We start from the raw sequence: 25,661 nt of genomic DNA on the forward strand, positions 1-25,661 counted from the left end.
TCAAATGAATGGGTCCCTCCTCACTACCTACCTTCCGGAAACTCATTTTCTGACTTCATATGGGCAAATGAATAGTTTGCCATGGTTTGAATATCGCTGTATTTTGACTGTTTATCGGTTTTCATGACAACCGAGATAACTTCCTTATTTCCTTTTTTTAAGTATTCCAATAGTGTATGATGAGCCGCATTTGTAAACCCAGGTTTACCAGTAATCGAGTTTGGGCTCCTGTGAAATTTAAATAGATTACTGATTGTCTTTTCTTTCTTGCTTGTTTTAATCATTGTTTTTCGTGTAGTCATAACCTTTAGTACATTAGGATGTTTAAGCGCTTCTTTGGTGATGAGGGCCATATCGTAGGGTGTTGTATAATGGTTTGGGTCATGAAGCCCATTTGATGTAACGAAATGAGTATTTTTAAGGCCCCATGTTTTGACCCTCTGATTCATGAGAACTGCAAATCCTTCTTCACTTCCGGCCGCGTTCTCAGCAATTGTAACGGCGACATCATTCGCACTTAATAATAATAAAGCTTTCATCGCGTCTTGTTTAGAAATCATTTCCCCTGCTGTAAGCCCCAAACAGAGGCATTCTTGATTCGCCGCATGTGAGCTAACCCTTAATAAGGTCCCATCTTTTATTTGTTCATCTAAAATAATGGCCGTTAACACTTTCGTCATACTTGCAGGAAATGCTTTTGAGTGGGCATTTTTGTTGTAAAGAATTTCGCCTGTCACTGCATCAATGGCTACTCCATACACCCCCACAATATTGGGGACCTCTGATTCAGCAGCACTGATCCTATTCGGTACCATTCCTCCTATTAGAAACAGGACTGACAATAATGTTGCAGCAATCTTATTGATGGTAGACATGACGTATGTACCTCCAGTAATAAACCCTTTATCTTCTTGCAATTATTTTGTTCCATTTTTAGTGAAGCCAGACAACTACTTATTTAATTTTTCCATAAATTTTCTCCGCATAACTGCCGAAACGTCCATTCGAATTTTTCCTTCTTTGTGCCATCACTTTTTCAAACTGCAACTGTTTCCTTGTTAGTTTTTCTTGTAAACTGTTAATTTCTTCGTCATCAGTGGCGGCGGAAATGAGATCATTTAAGGTAATCAATTCTTTTCGTAAATCGACTTGGTCTGAAATGAATCCTGCATTCTTAAGCATTCGGTAACCCATTTTCATTTCTGCGCTCATCCCTGGCAGATCATCTTTAAGTTCCAACGGCTTGCCCAACCCAGGCAGATTTTCGAATTCCCCATTTTTTATTGCTTCTTTTATTTTATCTTCCGCTATTCTTGAAAATAAGTCCATGACACACCTCTTTTTAATATCTATTTTAACTTATTTGGAAGAAATTTAGTAAACATAAACTAGTTAAGAGAGCCGCCGTATTTTCGGGGGCTCTCTCTGTCTTCAACCACTATAGACTCAAGCGGAAATTCGGAAAAAACAGGTACAAACCTAAAGCCTGTCTCAGTCGGGAGACATATACATACAGTACAAAGTCACAAGAGGGATAGATGGAATGGAGGGATAGATGCGGATGCAAAACGTGGAGGTAAAGTCGCTCATGATTGATTTCATGAAATACTAGCTTCCGAAAGGAGAAATTTATTCAATGATTTGGTTAACGATAGCTTCTTTTTTACTCACCCTAGGATTTATTTTTTGGAGACCCCGAGGTATTAATGAAGCAATCCCTGCTGCGATTGGTGCGATCGTTGTCATCTTAAGTGGGAGTGTTACATTCTCTGACCTCGGTCTAATAGCGGAAACAATCAGTGGTGCCGCGATTACCATAATGGCGACAATAGTAATGGCCATCGTCTTAGAAAGTTTTGGGTTCTTTAACTGGATGGCAGAAAAGCTTGCAGAAAAAGCAAAAGGGTCTGGCATTCGATTATTCTGGTATGTCAATCTATTGTGTTTTTTAATGACACTCTTTTTTAATAACGACGGAAGTATTTTAATCACAACACCAATATTAGTTATACTGCTAAATAATATGGGCTTAAAAAACCACCAAAAAATTCCGTATTTGCTTTCAGGTGCATTAATCGCGACCGCTTCAAGTGCGCCCATTGGCGTAAGTAATATTGTCAATCTAATCGCCCTAAAAATCGTCCACATGAGTTTGTACTTGCATACGGCGATGATGTTTGTCCCTGCAACACTTGGTTTACTTCTACTGACCTGGCTTTTGTTTCTTCGCTTCAAAAAGGTCTTACCAAAAACGATCCCTACTAATGTAATTGGGCTTTCACTCTCTTCTTATCATCCACTTAAGCCAAGTCCATTGAAACATGCTTCTGAGAAAGACCGATCGAGATTTATGAGAAACGTTCTACTGTTTGTCTTTGCGGTTCGTGTCAGCCTCTTTGTCGCATCGTTTCTGTCTATTCCAGTTTCGCTTATGGCAGTTTTTGGCTCTTTTGTCCTTTTAGGTTGGAGATGGGCATATTTAAAAATACCTCCCACCGATATGGTGAAGAAAACGCCGTGGTATATCATCGTTTTCGCTTTTAGTATGTATGTGATCATTTACGGTTTAAATAATATTGGTCTAACAGAGTGGCTCATCCACTTCATGCATCCACTGGTTTCTGGAAGCCTGCTTCATGCCAGTGTACTAATGGGTGTCTTGTTATCCGTTCTTTCGAACATATTTAATAATCATCCTGCGTTAATGGTCGGCACACTAACATTAACAAATATGGATCTACCTCTGCTCAGTTTAAAAATATCCTATCTTGCCAATGTCATAGGAAGTGACATGGGATCATTATTACTACCAATGGGAACTCTGGCCACGTTAATGTGGATGCATATTGTAAGGAAAGGAAAAGTCATGATTAGTTGGTGGCAGTATATGAAAATAACCTTCGTTGTTATCCCGCCAGCTACCTTGTTTACCTTGGTAATTCTATATTATTGGGTATCATGGCTATTTGGAGGCACACTTCAGAACTAAAAAATGATTTTAATAACAGATAGAAAGGTGTTATTCAGATGAGCAAAAAAATGTCCACAAAGAAAAATCCATCCTGTTTTGGCTGACGAGGTTGGATTAATCATTCACTACTTTAGTTGTTTTTAGACCGTGTCTTGAGCTCACGGTCTTTTTTTATGAGACTTACTACATATTATAAATATATGTATTTTCCTTATATTTGTTCAAGATTATAAAAGTTTTCATATGGACCTGTGCTAAACAAGCCTCAATATCTATAAAATAAATATAACAATACTTTACAAAAGGTTAACATCGAATCAACTATTTCTTAGTATTTACTGGATAAAATGTAACTATAGCCATTCCAATACAATGGTTCATTTTTATAAGTAATTTCCAAATGGGGAGGTAGTTGTATGAATAATTTTCTTAATATTCTGTTTCTGATTTTTATTTCGGCAGCATTTATACGGATTTTTTATTACTCATTTTTTAAATCAAAATCAAATAGACATTGACTGGGTTAAGTATTTACTATTCTTTTTTGACCCGCAAGTATTTCCTTCATCAAAATTCCACACCTGTGATCATTTACACACTCAAAAAACAACTATCAAAAAAAGAAACCCTTTATGGGTCTCCAAAAATTGACGCTATCTCGGTTTGTTTTAAACCAATCTAAACATGTCCTCAAATACTTCGTTCCAATTTTTTGATTTAGCAAGTGTCTTACGCTTATGAATCATATTTTCATCATTTATAGTCCCTTCTAATTGTTCACATACTTGGATGAATTGGTTCGTACTATCGGTATCTAAATAAGCATAGACAGATTCCTCGGCATATTTTTTCGTTGAGGGCAAATGCAAACCAAGTACCGACTTCCCCGCTGCTAAAAACTCAAATAACTTTAATGGAAAGACAGCTTGATTATATTGAGAGGATTTGTATGGCATAATACCAATATCAATTAAGTTCATATATTTTGGTACTTCTGAAGGTTCGACACTTCCAGTCCATAAAACATTTCTCTCGGTTAATAAATCTTTAAATTTTGGATGATCATTCGTGCCATCTGGACCTACAAACAGAAAAAGCCATTCTCGTTTTTTTTGTGCTGCCTCCTTTATCAAATCAAAATCCAGTTTCGGTTTAATGCCACCGATAAATCCTAAAACCGTACCATTAAATTGAGCAGGTAGAATATTCTCCATTTGTGTTGGATTGTTCGCAAATAAATCATATTCTACCCCATTTTCAAAGGTGAACACCTTTTCTTGGGAACCTAAATTTTCTACTATTCTCGAACTTAGATACTCAGAGGTGCAAGTAATTACATCTGCCCTTTGAATAATCCGATTTTCAGCTTTTGATATGATATTTTTTCTAGAATTAGCTAGGATGGAGTTTTTCCCACTGATAGGCGAAGTCCATAAATCACTGCAATCATAAACGACTTTATTCCAGGAAAAGAGGTCAGAAAGGATTGGGTAACCTGGAAAGGTATACCATAAATTCACTTTATACTTTTCCTGTTCTTCTCTTAAATATTGTAATAATGGGTGAAGTTTTGATCTATGAAATTCATCAATATATCGTCCAAACCGAAACACTTTATGTGGCAATAAATCTTGTATGGTCCATTGTTTTATTCCATTTGACAATCTAGAGCAGGACTTTTCTTTTTGTGTTGGTGACGGGCATAACCAAATAACCTCTTTTGTATCTGAATGTTTTTGAAGATATTCTGCAAGCCGATGTCTTCGGTAACGTAACTGGTCCTGCCCCCACTCCCCTGTTGCCACAATGATATGTATATTCTTCATTTGTCCCATCCCTTTTTAAATTCTTTTTAGTAGAGCATGAAAGGCATAATGTGAAAAACACCAAAAAGCTTTGATGACGTTAAGTTTTTCTACCTTGCGATATACAAACCAATTCATTTTTGCTGCTTTCCACTTATTCCTTGATATTGAAGGATTCCCAGTCCGATACTCGGCCAAATTTTCATTTAATCCGTATGCATTGAACCCCTTTTTTAATATGGCTAGCCAGGTGGCTAAATCCTGTCGTGTGCGTATGTTTGGCATCTGAAAATGGCCAACCGTCTTTCGATCAATCATGACTGTCAAACATCCAATAATCGTATTCTTTAGCATATCATCGTACGAAATTTCCTCAGGAGCAGATATCTGTTTGTTCAACAACACCCCTTTATTTGTTACAAGTTCGTAGCGGGTAAATGTAAAAGCATAGTTATTGGATTGCATGAAAGAAAGCTGTTTTGCTAATTTTTCAGGTTTCCAGCAATCATCACTATCAAGAAATGCCACATATCTGCCTTTTGCATGCTGCAAAGCTGTGTTTCGGGCTACCGCAGCCCCGCCATTTTGATGTAAATATAAAACATGAATTCTTTCATCTTCTTTTTCAAGTTGCTCTAAAATAGCTGGTGTCTTGTCAGTAGAACAATCATCGACAATAATCATTTCCCAGTTTTGATAGGTTTGTTTTCTAACAGAAGTGATTGTTTCCTCGATAAACACACTGGCATTATATGAAGGCGTTATAATTGAGATCAGTGGCTGCTGTGGATTCATGAAATAACCTCCTATTCAAATGACTGTTCCTTGAAAATGATGGGAAAAACGATCCATAGAAAGCTTAATGTGACGCCCAATAATATCCCTAATACTGCTCTTTCCTTAGAGTTGAAAGCTCTATTTTCAGTACCAAGTGCATTAAAATCCGCAGGTTTTAATATTTCAGCATGTCTTATGTCGTCTTTAGCAGTCTTAAGTTCATATAAGAAACGCTGCTGGTCTACTTTTGCCTCAGGTCCTACTTTTTCATTTGTTATTGCATCGATAGATTCTTGAATGATTTTCTGTTTTTCTTGGAACCTATCTAGATCGATGGCGATAAAAGTACTAGTAATCTCGTTAAGGACCTTGGCTGTGCTTTCCTCTGAATGATCTGAATATGAAAGATTAATGATGTTATCAGGTCCCATAGTTACATGTAAATTCGTATTTATTTCCTCAAACTTTTCCTTCCATAGATCTTTCAAATGTTCTTCATAAAAAGGAGCGTTTGTTAATAAACTGATCACAGGTTTAGGATTATTTAACTCAGGATTCATATAGTTTCCCAAGGATATCGAAGTTTCTAATGTATAACTTGATTTCTCTTGTCCCACGGGAAGAAGCCATCCAATTATGCCCAGAAAAATGGTAGTTGCTAATAATATTAAGAAGTATTTGTTCATTCTTTCTTTTAATCGTTGAATCATATGTCCCATTTTAACCTTGCTCCTTAGTAGGATTTTTCATGTTGATGTTGATTTTTCGTGTCTTTAAGCACAGAAACCGTAGAAATAACTAATCCTAGAAATACCCAATGAAAAAATAGATTACTAATAGAGCTCGGACTGATACTCGAAACAGCAAATCCAATTAGCCCCATCATACACGCTTCAAGTAATCCTTTTTGGTTTCTATTTCTTCCAACTCTATAAAATTTATAAAGACGTATGAAAAGATAGGCATACATAGTTATGTAACCAAGTAAAATACCAATTCCGAAATTACCCATAATTTCCGCAAGCCAATTATGAACTTCTACAACATTATTAGTTGGATAGATGGATTCGTTTTTCAAATAGAATGAGATATTGCCTGCTCCCACCCCGAATCCGAAGCTATCTAATATGTATTGAAGGGTATTCTTCAGTAAATTTAATCTTGCTACATTAGATGGAAGCATTCCATTACTAAGATTGATGGTTGAAGCGTTAAACAAATCTACTAACTTGCCGAAAAATACAATCGTACTCAATAGAAATACGGTTGATCCGATAGTAACGGCCATTTTCTTTAAAAATCTTGGAAGAAGGATAAACATATAAACAAGTAATCCAATCATTACACCAAGCAAACTTGCCCGTGAATCTGTCAAATAAATGAGATACACACAAATAATAGCTAGAAGTATGCTGGTTGTTTTCAAAAATACATGTTTACTATTTTTTGTTAAAGCTAGATAAAAAAAGAACGATATCGTAAGAAATGTGGCAAAATCATTTTGATTAAAGAAAACAGATGTTGGATATGACAGCTTATATTCAGGACCACCGTACAATGTTGATGTAGGCAGCTGGATGTGAGCAAAATGATTGATTAATCCAATCACCATTAAAAAGACTGTCATAAACATCCAGATTCCATAAAACAAGAACAAACTAGTCATTTTTCTAAATGTAAAGACGGCCAAAAAGACAAACGTTATTCCCATACCCAAAAGAATTAACGACTTAATACCCTCTATAATTGATTTTGCCCAAAGTAGTGATACCGAACCATAAGCCATCCAAAACAGTAGAAAAAGCAATATCCCTTTTACATTTACTTGATTCCAAAATTGAGGAAGATTCCTTTCTTTTATTGCATGAAACAAAAAGACTATAACTGCTGCGATTAGAACCAAGCGATACAAAAATATGCTAAAAAATCCAACATGAATGTTTAGAACTGATTGATTCAGAAATGTTGTCATGACTAATAAATACATAACGGCGGGAAATTGCGGTTTACTAATAACATTGCTTTTTATAAGTAAAGTAATAACGATGACCGCCCATACCCCAATAAAAATCATCATTATAACCGGCATTTCAACAAGTGAATAGGTAATGGCCAATCCTGCTAAGAGAAAAGCTGACACACCTGTTGCTTGTTTAACTAGTAGATTACTTTGCATCAAACTTCCTTCTCCTTTTTCAAACTAACCATTTAATGATTGCAATTGGTTTTCCTTTGAGAACTGGAGAGTCGCCTGTAACCCTTCGAACAGGTTGACAGCCGGCACCCAATTTAGTATTGTTTTCGTTTCTTCGTTTTCAAGAATACTATGCCTAATATCGCCTGCACGCTCTTGTTTATAGATCGGGCGCAGATTCGAACCAGCGGCTTCAGTCATCGTTTCAAACAGTTCATTGATAGAAATACATGAGCCGGAAGACGCATGGACACAAATATTTTCTTTTACATTTAGTGCTTTTACATTTGCTGTTGCCACATCTTTAACAAAAATAAAGTCTCTCGTTTGCAATCCATCTCCATATATGAAAGGTGTTCTATTTTCGGTGAGTTTATCTGAAAAAATAGCTACGACTCCTCCTTCACCCTTTGCGTCTTGTCTTGGTCCATATACATTGCTGTAGCGCAAAATACTATATGGCAGCTGATACAGTTCACAAGACATTTTTAAATAATTTTCAACCGATAGCTTTGTAAGTCCATATGGTGATTCCGGATGAGTTGGGTGTGAAATGGTAACAGGCAGTGAAACCGGGTTTCCATACACCGCAGCAGACGAAGCAAATACAAATCTTTTCACCTTTGATTCAATCGCTGCTTTTATAATGTGCAGCGAACCCTTAATATTTACTTTTTCATCAAATAGAAAGTCTTTAACAGACTCCGCCACACTTACTTGTGCCGCTTGGTGAATAATATAATCTGGACTAAGAGAAACAATTAAATCAATTACGCTAGGATGGGTAATGTCGTGATTATAGATCTCAATAGGTAAGTGATCGATGTTTTTTTGTCTGCCTGTTGAAAAATTATCAATGACTGTGACATGGTAATTATTTTGAAGCAATTCCTCTACTATATGGGAGCCAATAAATCCTGCTCCGCCTGTGACGATTACTTTTCTCATCAGAATAACCTCCTCCTATATTGCCTTTGTTGTGAAAGATCCCGCTTGAATGGCTGGTCTTCCAACTGAAAGATACGTATATCCAAGTTGTTTCATCAACTCTAAGTCAAAGAGATTCCGTCCATCCACCATTAGAGGCTGTTTCATTAATTGCTTTACTAACGGTAAATCTAATGTTTTTACATCCTGCCAATCTGTTAAAATCACGCAAGCATCTGTTTCCCGAATCGTTTCATATATATTCTCTGAATAGGTGCACTGATAGCCGATCTGTTTTTTTGCTTCTACGATCGCGATGGGATCATATGCCTTAACGATTGCCCCCTGCTCTGTTAAGTAAGGAATAATATCCAGTGCCGGAGAAGACCGAATATCATCGGTGTCTGGTTTAAATGCTAATCCTAGAACACTAATTGTTTTCCCTTTAAAAGAACCTAATGCACGTAATAATTTTTTTACCAGTTGCACCCTTTGTCCTTCATTTGTATCAATCACTGCCTTGATTAATTTAAAATTGTATCCACAATCCTCAGCAATATGAAGAAGTGCAGCAGTATCTTTAGGAAAGCAGGATCCGCCAAATCCAACACCAGCTTGTAAAAATTTATTGCCAATCCTGCTATCAAGACCAATTCCCTCGGAGACTTTAGTAACATCGGCACCAACACGTTCACATATGTTCGCAATATCATTTATAAATGAGATTTTGGTTGCCAAAAATGCATTGGCAGCATATTTAATGATTTCCGCCGTTTCTAAAGAAGCTTTCACAATATTGGCCGTAAAGGGCTGATGTATTTCCTCAATCATTTGAAAAGCTTTTTCGCTTGTTGCACCAATGACGGCACGCTCCATATTCATCGTATCCTTAATAGCCGAACCTTCTCTTAAAAACTCAGGATTAGAGACAACGTCAAAAGGATGGTTTCCATTGTTGTATTCTTGAATAACCGATTCTATTAATTTTCCAGTTCCGACAGGTACCGTACTTTTAGTGACAATTACTTTATAATTATTTAAATTTTCACCAATTGATTTAGCGACTTGTTTTACATAGGTTAAGTCAGCCTTACCTGATGATGTCATTGGGGTGCCGACTGCAATGAGAATTACCTCAGCATCTTGGATCTCTTGACTGATATTAGCGCTAAATTTAAGTGTTCCTTTGCGAACATTTTTATGAACTAGTTCTTTTAATCCTGGCTCATAAATCGGCATAATCCCCTTTGTGAGTTCATTAATTTTTATTTGATCAATATCGCAACAAGTAACCTGGTTTCCTGAATCAGCAAAACATGTACCTGAAACGAGTCCAACATATCCAGTTCCAATAACAGCTATTTTTTTCATCCTTATCAATCCTTTCGGTTCGTATTACTTGATCGTTGAATAAATGGATTCTATTGTCCGTTTATAAACAGCTTTTAATAAAACGGCATTTCGGTCAGCATGATAGTTTTTTTGAATATGTTCATAGAGTTCATCCTGAACATGTGTGGTAAAGGGATTTCTGTTTAAAATCTCGTTTAATCGAGTCACTAGGCTGGATACCGATTTACTATCAATTAAAAGATGGCGATGCTCACCAAATAATTCTGGGACACTCCCCACTTCAGTACAAATTACAGGCACCTTCAAGGCTAGTGCTTCAATAACAACGGTTGGCATCCCTTCTGTATAAGATGGGAGAGCAAACACATCACTAGCAAGCAAATAATCACTTATTCTTTCATTTTCAACCTGCCCCATAAGGAACAACCGTCTATTGAAGTCGGAATGCTGGGCTAATTTTTCTTTAGCTGGTCCATCGCCAACAAACAAAATGGCTACTTCGTTAGAAAGCCATTGAAGTGAATGAGCAAGTTCAAAAACTCCTTTTGCTTCTGTTAATCTTCCTATAAAAACAATAATCTTCTTTTCTTCAGGGAGTTGGAGGCGTCTCCTGATTTGCGTTTTGGTTTCATCACTAGGTTTAAAGCGTGATAGGTCAACCCCGATGGGAAGCACCATACTATCTCTGCCTGTTAACTCCTTTGCTTTATTCCTAAGGCTTTCACCCACTGCCAAGACCAGGTTTGCCGCATGTACGGTTTGTTCGAATATTTTTTTCGATCTTGCACTATAAAAAGGATAAATATTTACATCACTGCCATGTAACGTTAAAATCCATGGCAGCTTTTTATGTTCTGCAACTATTCTCGCTGCCCCTCCAGACGGCATGGCAAAATGTGCGTGAATTAAATCGGGCTCTATTAAGCCATCAGACATTGTTTTTAAGATGGAAGCTGCCATCCGTTTATCCGGTTGAGACCATCTGAGTTGGCCCGGAAGTGCTAAATAAGGCGGACGGTAGACCGTCACTCCTTTTCGAACATACTTAAATGGGATCTCCTTATTTGCTCGATACTGCCTTTTTACATACTTGATTAAGGTTGAATGACGCGGCACAGGACAAATCACCGTAACCTCTACGCCTAAACGGATTAATGATTGAACTTGAGTTTCATGAAAAACACCTTGCCCTGGATATTCGTCACTTGGATAGACACTTGTAATCCATAAAATTTTCATTATGTTTGCCCTCTTATTTGTTTTTTACGATCTTCAAGAAAAAATCGGGATAAACCCTATACAAAAGCAAAATATAGGCGATCGCACTTATTCCTACGGAAAAAATTAGCGGCCATATGCTGGTTTGAGTAAAATAAAAGCTCGAAATCTTTTTCAAACAAAAGGCGAGTGTTGTTATGAGCAAAGATAATAAGAATGGAACAGAAATAGTTTGCAGATATTGCCGAAACCGAAGCTGAATTAACCAGTTTAATAACCATCTTCCAACTAAGAAATTTACCAGGCTTACTCCTGCATAGGTCCAGGCTACAACTTCCAAATTATTCGTCATTACCGCTATCCATAAAGAGGCCCCATAGAGAATGAGAACACCGGCATCCCAATAAAATGCTATATTAGCTTTTCCTTTGGCTAAAATAACGGATCCATTGGGATTCATTAAAACCCTAAGAATGCCTACGACTGCCATGATTTGTACAACTGGAACGGCGTCCAGCCACTTTTGTCCAAAAACAGTTAAAATAAACACATTAGATACGGCGGTGAGACCCATTAAGATGGGAAACGAAACTAGACTCAACAATTTTGTCATGTGTAAGAACCCATCAGTTATTAATACTTGGTTTTGGTGGCTTTTCGAAAAAACCGGAAAAGCAACCCTTGTAATAATCGGATTAATCTTTAAGACTGGTATGGTCACGATTTGATAGGCCAGATTGTAAATACCTAGTGCCTCAGCGCCCATAAAGCGGCCAATTAATATTACATCAAGGTTGGAACCAATTCGGTTGACTAACCGGGAGGCTAATTGGTAGGCCCCAAACGCCATGTATTCCTTGCATTCCGACAAATCAAATACGAATGATGGGCGCCATTTCTTTTGATAACAGATAAAATAAAGAATGCCTTTTAATGAATTAAGAACGACTTGTGAAATGACAAAGGCGTAAATTGGACTAATGATAAGTATGAGGATCACTAATATTAAAAAAGAGGTGAATGTTGTCCCTGCTTCAATGGCCCCAAGTAAATTAAATCGCAAATCTTTTTGCAGCAAATATTGGCATTGCTGCCCGACCGGAGCGATTAAAAACATCACAGCCAATATTCGAATAAGTTCGATTAATTCACCTCGATGAAAATATGTCGCAATCAGCGGGCTAAAGAGAAATAAGAGCACAAACAGCCCTACACCTACTACCATATTTATCCAAAACAGTGATGACAATATACGGGCAGAAACCTCTTCTTTTTGAATCACTGCTGTACCAAAACCAAGATCCAGCAAGATCTGGGCAAAAACTACAATCGTGGTAATCATTCCTACTAGCCCGAATTCGGATATACTCATTAGTTTGCCAAGCAGCCCAAACTGGATAATTTGGATGGCTGTTATCATAAGTGTAGAAATTCCCGTCCACTTAACGCCTTTATGTAATTGATCTCTGATGACTGACATAAACTTCCCGCCTTTATTAACGTGCTCCCTCACCTGTGAAAATCACTTTGAATGTCTTCACCATAATTTTGACTTCAAGTGAGAAGGTTAAATTTTGTATGTACGCCAGGTCATATCGAAGTTTTTCACTTGGAGAAATATCATACCCGCCACTAACCTGAGCAAGTCCTGTTAAACCTGGTTTGACTAACAACCGATTTTCGAATCCCTTTATCTCTTTATTAAATTTCGCTGTAAAGAATGGTCTTTCGGGTCTAGGCCCAATAATGGACATGTCTCCTTTTAAAACAGAGAACAATTGAGGCAGCTCATCAATGCGAGTCTTTCGGATGAATGCTCCCACTTTTGTAATACGTGGGTCATTTACCTCAGCCCACTTTGCCCCTTCCCTCTCAGCATCCATATTCATGGAGCGTAACTTCATCAGCTTGAATCGCTTCCCATTCTTTCCAAGTCGCTCTTGTACGTAAAATGGAGAACCAGGTGTTTCAATCACAATGAGGATTGAAAATAAAAGAACTATTGGTATTGCAATTATTAACCCTACGGTTGCAAGGAAAATGTCATACGCTCTTTTTAGATAGAGATACTGTTCCACATTCTTTGGTAATGTGAGTTTTGATGATGATACCTTTAGATAATCTTGGTAGAAATTGTAGCTTTTTTCAGTACTCACAAATTGATCACCCCAAAAGATTTATTGATAATGAGACTGGCTAGCCCATACGTAAAGTATAGGTACATAATTTGAAGCTGCTGTTGAGGAAGGGTGAAGAGTTTGTAAAAGATTTTGAATATTTATGAAGTTTATAAATACTTTGTAAAGTTCTTTACAAAATATAGGTAGAATTATCGATTAAATGAAAAAGCTGCACCAAAAAGGATGGGGATCAATCTCCTTTTTTGGGACAGCTTTTAATGATTATAAAAAAATACCCCCTTGATTAGACAAGAGGGCATTAATTAAGCTAAGCGATGGATTCTTGTTTAGCTATTTTTAAAATTTCTAGTGATTTAATATGGTAACCATCGATTTCAAGCACTTTGAATTCATAATCATCATATCTAACTTTATCACCTTCGACGAGATCCATCTTTTCAGATAAGATCCATCCGCCGATGGTGTCCATATCTGAATTTTCGAGATCAAGCCCGAATAAGTCATTGATTTCATCAATCAGAACTTTACCATCAACGATCGTTTTGTTTTCACTGATTTTATTGATTTCGGGTACTTCGTCCGCATCAAATTCGTCACGAATTTCGCCGACAATTTCCTCAAGAATATCTTCAACAGTCACTAAACCAGCAGTACCGCCATATTCATCCATTAAGATTGCCATATGAACACGTTCTTTTTGCATTTTTAAAAGCAAATCATGAATTGGAATCGATTCAATCACTTGAATAACAGGACGAACGTACTCTTGAATCGAGGTTTCAACATTCTTCCCTTTGATATATTCAGTAAACACTTCTTTCATGTTTACCATACCAATGATGTTATCTTTTTCACCATCAATTACTGGGTAACGAGTATAATTTTCTTCCGTTACAATTTGAAGACATTCATTTAATGATTGTGAGATATCAAATGCAACGATCTCCGTACGAGGCACCATAATTTCATTTGCATTCCTGTTATCAAATTCAAAGATATTGTTTACATATTTATATTCCGATTGATTAATCTCCCCGCTCTTGTAGCTTTCAGAGATGATTATTTGGAGTTCTTCTTCTGAGTGTGCAGCTTCATGTTCTGAAGCTGGTTTTAGACCGAAAATTCCAACGATTAAACGAGCAGATCCATTTAAGGCTTTAATAAACGGATACATGATCTTATAAAAGAGCATCATCGGTCTTGCAAAGATCAAAGTGACCGTTTCTGCCTTTTGAATGGCAAAAGTTTTAGGTGCTAGTTCACCCACCACAACATGAATAAATGTTACGGATGCAAACGCAAGGATAAAGGAAGTGATACTCGAAATGGATTCAGGCATGTTCAAGTAACTCAATAACGGGTGAAGGATATGCTCAACCGTTGGTTCTCCTAACCACCCAAGCCCTAAAGCTGTCACGGTGATACCTAGTTGACATGCCGATAAATACTCGTCTAGATTTGAAACGATCTTTTTTGCCGCGACTGCATTCTTGTTCCCTTCGCTAACGAGTTGATCAATACGTGTACCGCGGATTTTAACAATAGCAAATTCATACGCTACAAAAAATGCTGTAAAAGCAATTAAAATTGCTATTATTAGTAGATTACTAATTATCAATGGTCTCCTTACTTAAATATTTAAGTAAGGAATACACCTCCTGTTTTTTACGTGTTAAATTCTTTTATTCTAGCCAAATAGTAATAATAATGATTGTGCGAGTGTACGGCCTTCAGACGAAAGTCTATTAACAAGCACATCTTTTTGTTGATGGTTTAATCTTTGTAGAATGGGTTCCATCACGTTTATTTCTTCTTTCAAATGCTGCATAATACTTGCAATCTGTTCAAAATGTTTTTCTACTTTTTGTTTATCGATGGTGCTGTCTGATTTAATTAATTCAATCGAAGATTTGATTTCTTCCAGTGGCATATTTAGATTTTTATAGTGTTCAATCATATTTAAAATCTTAATACACTCTTCTCCGTACAATCGATAATTAGAATCCGTCCGAATAGGGTTTAGTAAGCCTATTTGGGTGTAATAATCAATGGTCCGTTTAGAGATATTCTTCAATTTTGCTATTTCACCAATTCGATATAACTCCCCAAATTACTCACTCCTTCCCATATATATTAATACAAATATACCACACATCAAACCATACAGTCAACGTAATGGTTTGATGTGTGGTTTGATGTTGACAAAATAAAATATAGAACTGGAAAATGTTCTATATCTTACTTTTCATTATCATGTTAAAATCACTGGTCCGTTTTTAGTGATGATCAACGTATGTTCGTATTGTGCTACAAAGCTTTTTTCTGTAACAAACGTCCAGCCATCATCCAGTTGAAACACTTCTTCGTCATGTGTTGAGATGAATGGTTCGAAGGCAATAACCATTCCTTCCCTTAATAATCCATTGTCAGAAGTTTCATTGTAATTATAAATATATTCAGGTTTTTCGTGGATAGTGCGTCCAATTCCGTGTCCAGTCAGATTTTTAATTACGGTTAATCCATGATTTTTAGCTGTTTGGAATACCACTTTACCCATTCCATTAATTTTGGAGCCGGGTTTGGCTTTTTTTAGGCCAGCTTCAAAAGCTTCTTTTGCTACAGCACAGATCTTGCTTAAAATCTCTTCCCCTTCTCCAACTACAATCGAGATGCCGGTATCAGCAAAATAACCGTTCTTGGAACCTGAAACATCAATATTTACCAAGTCTCCTTCTTTAATGACACGACTGCTCGGAATTCCATGAGCCACTTCTTCGTTTACACTAATACATGTAAAGCCAGGAAAATCGTACTCACCTTTTGGAGCTGAAATGGCTCCTTCCTTCTCAAATAAACCAGCAGCTATATCATCAAGTTCTTTAGTGGTTACTCCAGGTACCGCTTGTTTCACTAATTCATCGCGAATCATAGCAACAATTCTGCCAATTTCTTTCAAGCCATTAAAATCTTCTTCGGTCTTTGCAATCATTCTTTTTCCCACCTATAATTTTATCTTAAGTAATGTACACCTATTAGATTGTACATTTATCTACAGGTAAAATCCAAGGATTATAATTATTAAGGGTAAAAAAAATACAGAGTTAATCCAGCTACTCTGTATTTTTTCAATCATAAGGTTTTTATTTTTTTGATAAAATTAATTTCGAGTTGAAATTTTTCGAAGATTTCTTTATAGGTGGAATTAATTAATAGCGGAAAGAGGTTTTCGATCGCTTCTTCGTACTTTTGTCCTAAAGCTTCCCGAAGAAAGACATATTCATGAAAAAGCAGCGCTTTTTCAAAATCAATTCCTAATTGGTGCAGGCCTTTATACAATTCCTTCTTTGGTATTTTTAAAATTTTGTTAAATATTTTAATGTTTTTATCAATGAATTTTTCTTCTAAATACCGTGTGACATAATCTGTGTACACCATCTGCCCAATCGCATTCGTTTCATTTTTCGTATAATTAAAGCCTATCACTCGATCTTCCTTGTTTTCACGGATGATAAAAGTTTTACTGCCTCGTAAGTGGGTAATAAAATTTTTCACGCTCTTATCAAAAATTTTATCAAATTGAATGATTTTTTGCAGTTTAACGGCAAAATCAGTATGTTCTTCACCAACTACAAATAGCCGGTCAACAATCGGTAATAGTTTTAATACCCCCTCTGACAGTTGACTGGAAGCATCATAAATAATAATATCATATTCATTTTTCATGATTTTAACTTTACGTTTTTGTTCCATTAGTGATAGTTTTGAAAATTCATGGACGAGTTCGTTTGTTATTTCTTCTTTTTCTAAAGTCCCGTACGAAATAAATGCAGCAGATACATTCGTATTTAATTTAAGCCAATTATAGATGGATAAGGCCAATTCAGTGACACCTGATTTTGCTTTTGGAGAGTAGAAGCCAACTAAATACATATCCTCACATGCCTTTTATATAAATAGTATTCAATAAGGAGGGAAGTGTTAAAGACAAGCGACTACTTTATTTAAGTTTTTAGGAAATACACAATGCTCCCACGTCTCACCGGCTAAAATTATGCTCAAAATGTTGATGCTTTTCTTATATATATGTCAGGCTCCATTTAGTATGTTATTTGTACATACGTCTATTTTTTTCACAATCAAAAAAGGTTAGGAGGTTCACAGATAATAAGTGGACAAAGAAACATGGCTCAAAACAAACTCACTTTTTTGACCAACTATTAAATACATTGTATTGAGCAGTTAAATTTAAAGAACCCCTTTGTTTTTTTGGCAAATTCCTTGATTCTGTTTTTAATAATTTTGTAAGTAATACTAACGAATCAATAATATATGGACCTTTATTAAGCATGACACAATCTGCTCGTTTTCCATAAGAGGCATCTGTAATTTCTGAACGTGTGGGGAGTCCTTTTTTTGTTAATCTTTCTAAAACGCCTGTTGCCCAAATAACTGGAATATAAGAAACGGCACAGATTTTTAATATCTCATCTTGCACATATGATAAGTTTTCAGGACCTACCTCAACGGAGAGGTCACCTCTTGCAATCATAATACCAAATGACCTAAATTTTAATCCTTCACAGATTATTCTTGCTAATTGATGGACTGCATCCTTCGTTTCGATTTTTGCAACCACCGCCATATGAATAGCGCTATGTCTCTCTAATTCATCATAAAGTTTTTTAAGGTCAAGTGGAGAGTGGACAAATGATAATCCTAAAATGTCAGCGTGTTGGATAACAAAAGGTAAATCGCCAATATCCTTCTCAGTTAAGGCACTTACATTCAAACTTACTAGTGAATCAGGCAAATTCAGACCTTTCCCCTCTTTTATTCTAAATTCACGGACTACAGTTGAACTAATCTTTATTTCAATGAATTCCTTTGTAACTTTAAGAACAACTCCTGAAATCTTTCCATCATCAATAAAAATTGGATCTCTGATTTGAACATTACGAAAAGCTTTCTCTAATGTAACTGGGACACCTGCAGGATAGTTTGTTGTTGCTGGATGCGCAAGTTTTTCTGAGTCAAGGTATAAACGTAAATGGTCTCCTGTTTTTACGGTTATTTTGACATGATTAAGTTTTCCGATGCGAACCTTTGGTCCCGCTAAATCCATAAATATTTTGCATGTTTTGTTAATATATTTCCCATTTGCTTTTAGCCTTTTTTCCGCTGTTTTTAAATTTTCTATTAGTTGTTTCCATAAATCTTGATGACCATGAGCACAGTTTATTCTTGCAATGTTCATCCCATTTACTAATAAATCTTCTAGTAGGGCTTTATTGTATATCATATTCTCATCTAAGGTGACCATTATTGTTGATTGAAGTTGAGTATTCTTTTTACCTAGGAGTACCTCCGAGCGGTTCTCCATAATGGTCCGTGATTCTAGGGGAGTGGGAACAAAAATCTTTTTGGAAGGAAACTTGGTAACATTCAAATTCTCTAATATTTTTTCTAAAGAGTATAAAACGTGCATATGCGATTGCTCAAGTGTCGGAAAGCCGTTTTCCACCAACTTTTGCCGTAATTCAAGAGTATCTTGTTCAAGAAAGGCTAGATAAGCCCATAAGTTATCCCGATTTTGAATTCCATCACTTACTGGGATGCTACTAACATTCTCCTCGCTTAATTGGATTATATGGTTATAAATCTTTAATAAATGTTTCTCCAGGTCTAGATTAGTCGTTGGAGAATTAACCACATCTTTTCACATCCTTAAGTCCGAAAGGTTCTATTTTTCTTATTATTAATTAAATGTAAAAGGTTTTGTATTAATGAATATTAAGATTAAAATATTGGAATTTTTAGAAATGGATGAATGACATGAGAACCGTTTTGGGGCAAAGGTAAAGTAAAGGACTCATCAAATGATGAATCCTGTTTTTATTATGCTGCAAATACCAATAATAGCCATAAGTATAAGCTAATGAGGGTGAAGACCATAGTGGCTGGGATAACAACAATGGTAACTTTAATATATTCCATCCATGTTATTCTTATTTTATTTGTTTTTAGAATATGCATCCATAGGAGTGTTGCAAGAGTACCGATTGGAAGGATAAGCGAGCCAATATCACTGCCAATGATGTTAGATAAGTAAACGGTTTTTGTTAATAACGGAGTTAGTCCCATATCGGTCAAGGCAAAAGTGGATAACATTAAGGCTGGATGATTGTTAAAGATATTTGAGAGAAAGGCAGTGATTGCCCCCATGGTTAAGCTTGCATGAAACAAACTGTCATTAACGATTGGTTTTAAATAGCTTAATAGAAGCTGCGACAATCCAATATTGTGTAATCCGTAGATGATGACATACATACTAAAGGCGAAGATTAATATATGCCACGGTATTTTTCCTGCTACGTCTTTTGGGTTTATCTTTAAATAAATCCATCTCCAAATCAATAAGATCATTGAACCACATACAGCAACCAATGAGACTGAGATGCCAATAAAGGAAGCGACGAAGAGACTAATCCTTACAAGGAAAACGAAGATCAACATAGTGATCATGAGTTTCTTTTGTTGGTCAAATAAGCTTTCTGACCCTTGTTGGAGTGGATGGTATGGGCGGTTCTTTTGCAGTGGGATTGAGTAGGAGTGGAAGCGGATTTCTGTTGGAATATCTTTTTTGAATACTAGGTATAAAAGATAGGATAAAAATAGTAATCCTAGTACTCCGGGAACAAACATCATTTCCGTTTGAAGATACAAATCCATACCAATGATTTTCAATGCAATTAGATTAACGATATTACTAACACCGATTGGGGCGCTTGAGGCAGTTGCGATTAACGCGCCGCTTAGTAGGAATGGAATCTTCTGCCGGTTCTTTAACTTCAAATTATTTAATATTAAAATCAATATCGGTGTTGTTATTAATATACTTCCATCGTTGTTAAAAAATAGAGTCATCAAAAAGCAGAGTAATAAGGTATTCCAAAACAATCGGATTCCGGACCCCTTTGAGAGCTTTAACATTAAAGCTGCTGTCCAACTAAAAAAGCCAAAACTTTCGAGTACGATCGCCATAACGATTGTTGCGATAATAGTAATTGCTGCCCCAGTGACCTTTGAACTTATGTCAAGTAAATCTCCGATCGAAACGCTTCCACTTAAAAAGACGAGGATGGCGCCTAATGCAGCAGGTATTGCTTCGTTTATATTTTTGGGACGGATAAAGATCAAGACCATTGTTAGAATAAAAGCGGAGATGGTGATAATTACCGTCGATTGATAATACATAAAAGTTATTTTACTCCCTTCACTTAAGTTTCCTTCGTAAGTTTCCGTTTATTCAATCTTGTCCTTTACTTCATAGTACGTCCTTATGCACCAGCTTGTTCTAAACGAATATCTCGTAAAGGGAGTAAATCAGCATCTAACTAGAAATATTTTCAAAAATTTTTCTAGATTTTTACCTATTTTTTCAGTATCACTAATACTTTTTGTTGGGTTTATGTACAAATTAATGAATAGAACGCGCGATTGATTGTTTGTTTAGCGATTAACTAGCCGTATGGCGCTGGAGTTGGATTCAAAGAACTAGCTCTATTTATCAACAATTATTTTAAAATATCCTATAAAAAAACCGATACTGTTTTAGTATCGGTCGCTTACTTGTATTCTCAACCTTTAGGGCCCTTTTTTCCGCTACTGCCACTGCTTCCAGAACTGCTGCTGCTGTCAGTGCATCCGTTACTGCCAGAGCTGCCAGAGCTGCTGGAGCTTCCTATACTCCCAGTGCTGCTGGAGCTGCTGGAGCTTCCTGTACTGCCTGTGCTGCTGGAGCTGCTGGAGCTTCCTGTACTGCCTGTGCTGCTGGAGCTTCCTGTACTGCCAGTGCTGCTAGAGCTGCTCGAGCTGCTGGAGCTACTGGAGCTGCTCGAGCTGCTGGAGCTACTGGAGCTGCCAGAGCTGCCAGAGCTTCCTGTACTGCCGCTGCTTTGTTGTCCTTTAGGACCTTTTGGCCCTCTTCCACTACTAGAACTGCCACTGCTTGAGCTACTGCCAGAACTGCCACTTCCGGTACTGCCACTTCCGGTACTGCCACTTCCGGTACTGCCACTTCCAGTGCCGGTGCTGCTGCTGCCGGTACTGCCACTTCCAGTACTACTACTGCTTGTGCTGCTGCTTCCGGTACTACTACTGCTTGTGCTGCTACTTCCAGTACTACTACTGCTTGTGCTGCTGCTTCCAGTACTACTACTGCTTGTGCTGCTAGTTCCTATGCTGCCGCTGCCGGTGCTGCCACTGCTTGAACTGCCGCTGCCTGAACTGCCGCTGCCTGAACTGCCGCTGCCTGAACTGCCACTGCCTGAACTGCCACTGCCCGAACTGCCACTGCCCGAACTGCCACTGCCCGAACTGCCACTGCCCGAACTGCCACTGCCCGAACTGCCGCTGCCTGAACTGCCGCTGCCTGAACTGCCACTGCCTGAACTGCCACTGCCCGAACTGCCACTGCCCGAACTGCCACTGCCCGAACTGCCGCTGCCTGAACTGCCTTGTTGTCCTTTAGGTCCTTTAGGCCCTTTAGGTCCTTTTCCGCTGCTAGAACTTCCACTGCCGCTTGAGCTACTGCTGCCTGAGCTGCCACTGCTACTTGAGCTGCTGCTGCTACTTGAGCTGCTGCTACTTGAGCTGCTGCTACCTGAGCTGCTGCTGCTGCTTGAGCTGCTACGGCTGCCAGTGCTGCTGTCAGAACTTCCGCTTGTGTCACTACTGGTGCTACAACTGCTGGTCGTTCCAGTAGATCCTGTACTATCTGAGGATGATTTATTGCTGCTTGCTTTTTTACCTACAGGATTGTTATCCAAAAAGCCAACTAAGCCATTTTCTTTAGCTTGCGAAAGTAAATGCTCAATATCAAGCTTTAGTACCATTTCTCCACCACTTTCCTAAACATTTTTTCTATTCTATTTCAGATTATGATGAATTCATCTATTTGACATAGACAATCATATATTTTTTTAGTCTGATTTTTTTTTAGTTATATACACATTCGTTTGTGAGGATGCATATATCTAGAAAAAATATGACTTAGGAGAATTCAAGTGTTAAAATATGAAATTTTAATTAATCCGAAGTGGTTAAGAAAATTGGATAATGACATTTGGAATGATGAATTAGTACCAGCGATATTAAAAATAGGTGAAAATCGTATTAATATTAAAGTTGCTTATAGAGGAAACGTAATAAGGGATAAGAAAAAAAAATCCTATCGAATTGTGTTTCAAAAGCCGTTCAAGATTAATGGGGCTCATGAAATTCACCTCAATGCAGAATTTTCAGATGTATCATTAAGCAGGAATAAACTATCGCTTGATTTCTTTGATCGAATTGGCGTCATCTCTCCACACTCGCAGCATGTTCTGTTGTATATCAATGGTTATAATAAGGGTATATATTTAGAGATTGAATCCTTTGATCAATATCTCCTTAAAAAAAGAAACTTGCCGGATGGACCTATTATTTATGCAACCAATAATCGAGCAAATTTCTCTTTATTAACCAAGAAAAAAGAAATAAAAAAAAGGTTGGATCAAGGATACACAATAAAATATGGCGAAAAAGAGGATATCGATGATTTGCGTAACTTTATTGCTATGATTAATGCGCTAAATAATGAAGATTTTGCAAAGGAAATCCCAAAAGTATTGGATGTAGAGAAATACTTAAGATGGGTAGCTGGAGCGGTATGTGTTCAGAATTATGATGGATTTATCCATAATTATGCATTATATAAAAATGGTGAAACAGGACTTTATGAAATTTCACCTTGGGATTATGATGGTACCTGGGGAAGAAATCTTCATGGCAGAAAACTTGATTATGACTATGTACCATTAACTGGATATAACACACTTTCTGCAAGACTTTTCCACTTTCCGCAATTTAGAAACCTTTATAATGAAATTTTAACAAGTATTTTGGAAAACGATTTTACTCTAGATGTTCAAAAACCTATAATTGATGGCTTATTCGAAACCTTAAAACCACATATTAGTCTAGATCCGTATATAAAGACTACAGCTGATACCCTTGAGCAAGAAAAAAAGGTTTATTTTAATTTTATAAAAAATAGAAACGCTTATCTAAAGAAAGAATTAACATCATTTTTTAAGGTGAAGAGTATATGAAGTTCAATTATATACTTTTTTTTTGCCTATTTTTCCCCAAAACAGGAAAAAAAGGCTACTTTATTAGTACAACATCATACCGTGATACATATAGATGCAGTGTAAATGTTTATTTAATTTGAAGGAGGAAAAGATTTTTATGAATAGAGACATGATGAAGTCTTTGGTGGGTAAAATTGTTAAGATCGATCGAGGTGGCCCAGATTCAAGAATAGGTAAATTAATGGATGTCTATGATGACCATCTGGTCCTTCTTACAGAAGATGATGGTGTCGTATACTACTGCACACATCATATTAAAAGTGTAACGGAGAATGCAAAGGATCAGTTAGAGTTCGATATTGAGGTTCCTGAAGAATTCGAATTTAAAAAAGCAGATAACTTTCAGGGGATGTTATCTTCCTTAATGTACCAATGGGTCAAAATTAATCGTGGAGGCCCAGAGAAATTAGAGGGTGTATTAGGAGAAGTAGCTACGGATTATGTTTCTTTAATTAATAAAGAAGAAATCGTTCGCCTCTCGATGTTCCACATTAGAAATATTAGCTACGGATTAAAAGTCGAAAAGCCTGAAGAAGATGTAGAAGGTCAACAGGAGCCTCGGAATGGCTCAGGCAAACAAAAAAAAGACAAATAAAAACCATATCGCTTCTCATTAGGAGAAGCGATATAGTTATCTCCAAGGAGGACACTTAAATGGGTTTAGATAAAATCTCATCTTCGTTGGATTTATTATTAGGCTATAATGTAAATCTATATATAGGTGAAGAGATAGTTAATGGTAAACTGATTGGTGTAGAGAGAGATCACATCATCGTGGAAGACAATAATAATTATGTCTTTTATTATAGTTTTGAACAGATTCAAGCAATCACAAAAAATACGAAACTATTTCAGAGTGAAGAAACAACAGCCAATTTTATAAGAACACAAAGTTTAACTGAGGTGTTAAACTCCTTTAAAAACAATTGGATAACCATCCTTTGTGTAAATAAACAAAAATTTAATGGCATAATGAGCCAGGTGGATGAAGATTTTGCAACACTCATTAATGGAGAAGAAAAAATCTTAATTAAATTAAGCCAAATTTCTAACATTTTAAAAGGATACGTTAATCAAGAAGGAACAAACAGTGTATCAACTAATGCTAGTTCGCAAAGTAATTCAAAAAATGAAAACAGTTCTAACCATAAATCTGACTCTTCTTCCCAAAAAAATGACGATGCCAAAAATAAATCTGATTCTTCTTCCGATCAAAGTGATAACAAATCTAAGAATAAATCTGATTCATCATCTTCATCATCTTCATCATCTTCATCTTCATCCAAAAGAAGTGATAAAAAATCTAAGAGTAAATCTAACTCATCATCATCATCTTCCAAAAGAAGTAAAAACAAATCTAAGAATAAATCGGATTCCTCTTCCAAAAAAACTAGTAACAAAACAAAAAATAAATCAGACGTGACCTCAAAGGAAGACAGCAGCAATTCAGTTACATCTCCATCACTAATGGAAAAAAGTGAAATGGAGCATAAGATTGAAGCAATCGAACCTAATAACACTATGGTCTGGTCACAGCCAATTAAAATTGAATCTACTATGGTTCAATCCAAGGAGGAAATTCCTACAAATATCTTTAGGGCAAAAAAATCTCAAACAAATGAAAAGGACTCTTCAAAATCATCATTTGAAATGAGAACTAAGGATATTAAGTCTGAAGATACAAAGCGGAGCAATTTGAAAGAAAACCATCAATCAGATGGAATGAAAACAGTTAAAGAAACAGCAGCTATTGTAAATACAGAAAATAATCCTGCACCACCATTTAAAGTACAACTAACTGAAGCAAGAGCAACGAAAACACAAGAGACGGTAAATTCTGCTAAGAAAACAGAACATGAAACTACATTAAACAGCAGTCAAAATGTATGGAAACAAAAAGAACCTGAGCAAAAGGTCCTTCGATTTGCTGGTGAACCAGTTAATAATGACAGTCCAAGATCTTTCCCTTTTGCGGGATGGCCAAACAGAAACAATCGGGCAACTAGATTTTAAATTTATGAAATATAAATTTAAAATTGAATAGTAGTATTTGTTTACTCCCCAAAATTCCCCTGTTACGAT

At 36.6% G+C, this 25,661-nt stretch carries 23 protein-coding genes; 4 read left to right on the plus strand and 19 right to left on the minus strand.

Features of this window, described 5'->3' with window-relative positions:
- Window positions 1-23 precede the first annotated feature (23 nt).
- A complete protein-coding gene (locus M3610_RS13810) occupies window positions 24-875 on the minus strand; it encodes a D-alanyl-D-alanine carboxypeptidase family protein (protein ID WP_251459810.1) in 852 nt (283 codons plus the stop codon).
- Between the two features lie 79 nt (window positions 876-954).
- Complete coding sequence (locus tag M3610_RS13815; RefSeq protein WP_251459812.1) at window positions 955-1,329, minus strand: DnaJ family domain-containing protein; 375 nt, start codon at window positions 1,327-1,329, stop codon at window positions 955-957.
- Between the two features lie 307 nt (window positions 1,330-1,636).
- Between M3610_RS13815 and M3610_RS13820 the strand changes: the two genes are divergently transcribed.
- Entirely contained in the window at window positions 1,637-2,989 is a 1,353-nt protein-coding gene (locus M3610_RS13820; RefSeq protein WP_251459814.1) for an arsenic transporter, read from the plus strand.
- A 650-nt stretch (window positions 2,990-3,639) separates the two neighbouring features.
- On the opposite strand, the gene tuaH is transcribed toward M3610_RS13820, so the two are convergent.
- The 17 genes from tuaH to M3610_RS13905 form a co-directional block, all read right to left on the minus strand.
- Window positions 3,640-4,797, minus strand: a complete 1,158-nt coding sequence (gene tuaH, locus M3610_RS13825) for a teichuronic acid biosynthesis protein TuaH (protein WP_396953648.1) — start codon at window positions 4,795-4,797, stop codon at window positions 3,640-3,642.
- A gap of 15 nt (window positions 4,798-4,812) precedes the next feature.
- Complete coding sequence (gene tuaG, locus M3610_RS13830; RefSeq protein WP_251459822.1) at window positions 4,813-5,571, minus strand: teichuronic acid biosynthesis protein TuaG; 759 nt, start codon at window positions 5,569-5,571, stop codon at window positions 4,813-4,815.
- A gap of 11 nt (window positions 5,572-5,582) precedes the next feature.
- The gene (locus M3610_RS13835) at window positions 5,583-6,272 is read right to left on the minus strand and encodes a hypothetical protein (protein ID WP_251459825.1); all 690 of its coding nucleotides are present in this window, start codon (window positions 6,270-6,272) and stop codon (window positions 5,583-5,585) included.
- Window positions 6,273-6,286: 14 nt separating this feature from the next.
- On the minus strand, window positions 6,287-7,729 hold the full coding sequence (gene tuaE, locus M3610_RS13840; RefSeq protein WP_251460075.1) for a teichuronic acid biosynthesis protein TuaE: 1,443 nt from the start codon (window positions 7,727-7,729) through the stop codon (window positions 6,287-6,289).
- Window positions 7,730-7,753: 24 nt separating this feature from the next.
- Entirely contained in the window at window positions 7,754-8,695 is a 942-nt protein-coding gene (locus tag M3610_RS13845; RefSeq protein WP_251459827.1) for an NAD-dependent epimerase/dehydratase family protein, read from the minus strand.
- 15 nt (window positions 8,696-8,710) lie between these two features.
- Window positions 8,711-10,045, minus strand: coding sequence for a UDP-glucose 6-dehydrogenase TuaD (gene tuaD, locus M3610_RS13850; protein ID WP_251459836.1), 1,335 nt, complete (start codon window positions 10,043-10,045; stop codon window positions 8,711-8,713).
- Window positions 10,046-10,069: 24 nt separating this feature from the next.
- Entirely contained in the window at window positions 10,070-11,266 is a 1,197-nt protein-coding gene (gene tuaC / locus M3610_RS13855) for a teichuronic acid biosynthesis protein TuaC (protein ID WP_098576424.1), read from the minus strand.
- A gap of 13 nt (window positions 11,267-11,279) precedes the next feature.
- Window positions 11,280-12,725, minus strand: a complete 1,446-nt coding sequence (gene tuaB, locus M3610_RS13860) for a teichuronic acid biosynthesis protein TuaB (RefSeq protein ID WP_251459838.1) — start codon at window positions 12,723-12,725, stop codon at window positions 11,280-11,282.
- Window positions 12,726-12,741: 16 nt separating this feature from the next.
- Window positions 12,742-13,323: a sugar transferase gene (locus M3610_RS13865; RefSeq protein WP_251460077.1), complete on the minus strand. Its 582-nt coding sequence runs from the start codon at window positions 13,321-13,323 to the stop codon at window positions 12,742-12,744.
- 370 nt (window positions 13,324-13,693) lie between these two features.
- A complete protein-coding gene (locus M3610_RS13870) occupies window positions 13,694-15,004 on the minus strand; it encodes a hemolysin family protein (protein WP_251459840.1) in 1,311 nt (436 codons plus the stop codon).
- 69 nt (window positions 15,005-15,073) lie between these two features.
- A complete protein-coding gene (locus tag M3610_RS13875) occupies window positions 15,074-15,478 on the minus strand; it encodes a MerR family transcriptional regulator (RefSeq protein ID WP_311315825.1) in 405 nt (134 codons plus the stop codon).
- Between the two features lie 159 nt (window positions 15,479-15,637).
- Window positions 15,638-16,375 carry a type I methionyl aminopeptidase gene (map, locus tag M3610_RS13880; RefSeq protein WP_251459844.1) on the minus strand — a complete coding sequence of 246 codons (738 nt, stop codon included), beginning with the start codon at window positions 16,373-16,375 and terminating at the stop codon, window positions 15,638-15,640.
- A 140-nt stretch (window positions 16,376-16,515) separates the two neighbouring features.
- Window positions 16,516-17,316 carry a hypothetical protein gene (locus M3610_RS13885; protein WP_251459845.1) on the minus strand — a complete coding sequence of 267 codons (801 nt, stop codon included), beginning with the start codon at window positions 17,314-17,316 and terminating at the stop codon, window positions 16,516-16,518.
- A gap of 268 nt (window positions 17,317-17,584) precedes the next feature.
- Window positions 17,585-18,685, minus strand: coding sequence for a pyruvate kinase (locus M3610_RS13890; RefSeq protein ID WP_180230247.1), 1,101 nt, complete (start codon window positions 18,683-18,685; stop codon window positions 17,585-17,587).
- A 596-nt stretch (window positions 18,686-19,281) separates the two neighbouring features.
- A complete protein-coding gene (locus M3610_RS13895) occupies window positions 19,282-20,640 on the minus strand; it encodes an arsenic transporter (RefSeq protein WP_251459847.1) in 1,359 nt (452 codons plus the stop codon).
- A gap of 487 nt (window positions 20,641-21,127) precedes the next feature.
- Window positions 21,128-21,499, minus strand: coding sequence for a hypothetical protein (locus M3610_RS13900; RefSeq protein WP_251459849.1), 372 nt, complete (start codon window positions 21,497-21,499; stop codon window positions 21,128-21,130).
- 123 nt (window positions 21,500-21,622) lie between these two features.
- Complete coding sequence (locus tag M3610_RS13905) at window positions 21,623-22,117, minus strand: hypothetical protein (RefSeq protein WP_251459851.1); 495 nt, start codon at window positions 22,115-22,117, stop codon at window positions 21,623-21,625.
- Between the two features lie 334 nt (window positions 22,118-22,451).
- Between M3610_RS13905 and M3610_RS13910 the strand changes: the two genes are divergently transcribed.
- From M3610_RS13910 to M3610_RS13920, 3 genes are all read left to right on the plus strand, one after another.
- Entirely contained in the window at window positions 22,452-23,537 is a 1,086-nt protein-coding gene (locus tag M3610_RS13910; RefSeq protein ID WP_251459853.1) for a CotH kinase family protein, read from the plus strand.
- Window positions 23,538-23,676: 139 nt separating this feature from the next.
- Window positions 23,677-24,174 carry a hypothetical protein gene (locus tag M3610_RS13915; protein ID WP_251459855.1) on the plus strand — a complete coding sequence of 166 codons (498 nt, stop codon included), beginning with the start codon at window positions 23,677-23,679 and terminating at the stop codon, window positions 24,172-24,174.
- A gap of 59 nt (window positions 24,175-24,233) precedes the next feature.
- Window positions 24,234-25,592 carry a hypothetical protein gene (locus tag M3610_RS13920; RefSeq protein WP_251459857.1) on the plus strand — a complete coding sequence of 453 codons (1,359 nt, stop codon included), beginning with the start codon at window positions 24,234-24,236 and terminating at the stop codon, window positions 25,590-25,592.
- The last annotated feature ends 69 nt before the right edge of the window (window positions 25,593-25,661 follow it).

It is taken from the genome of Neobacillus sp. MER 74 (assembly GCF_023714155.1).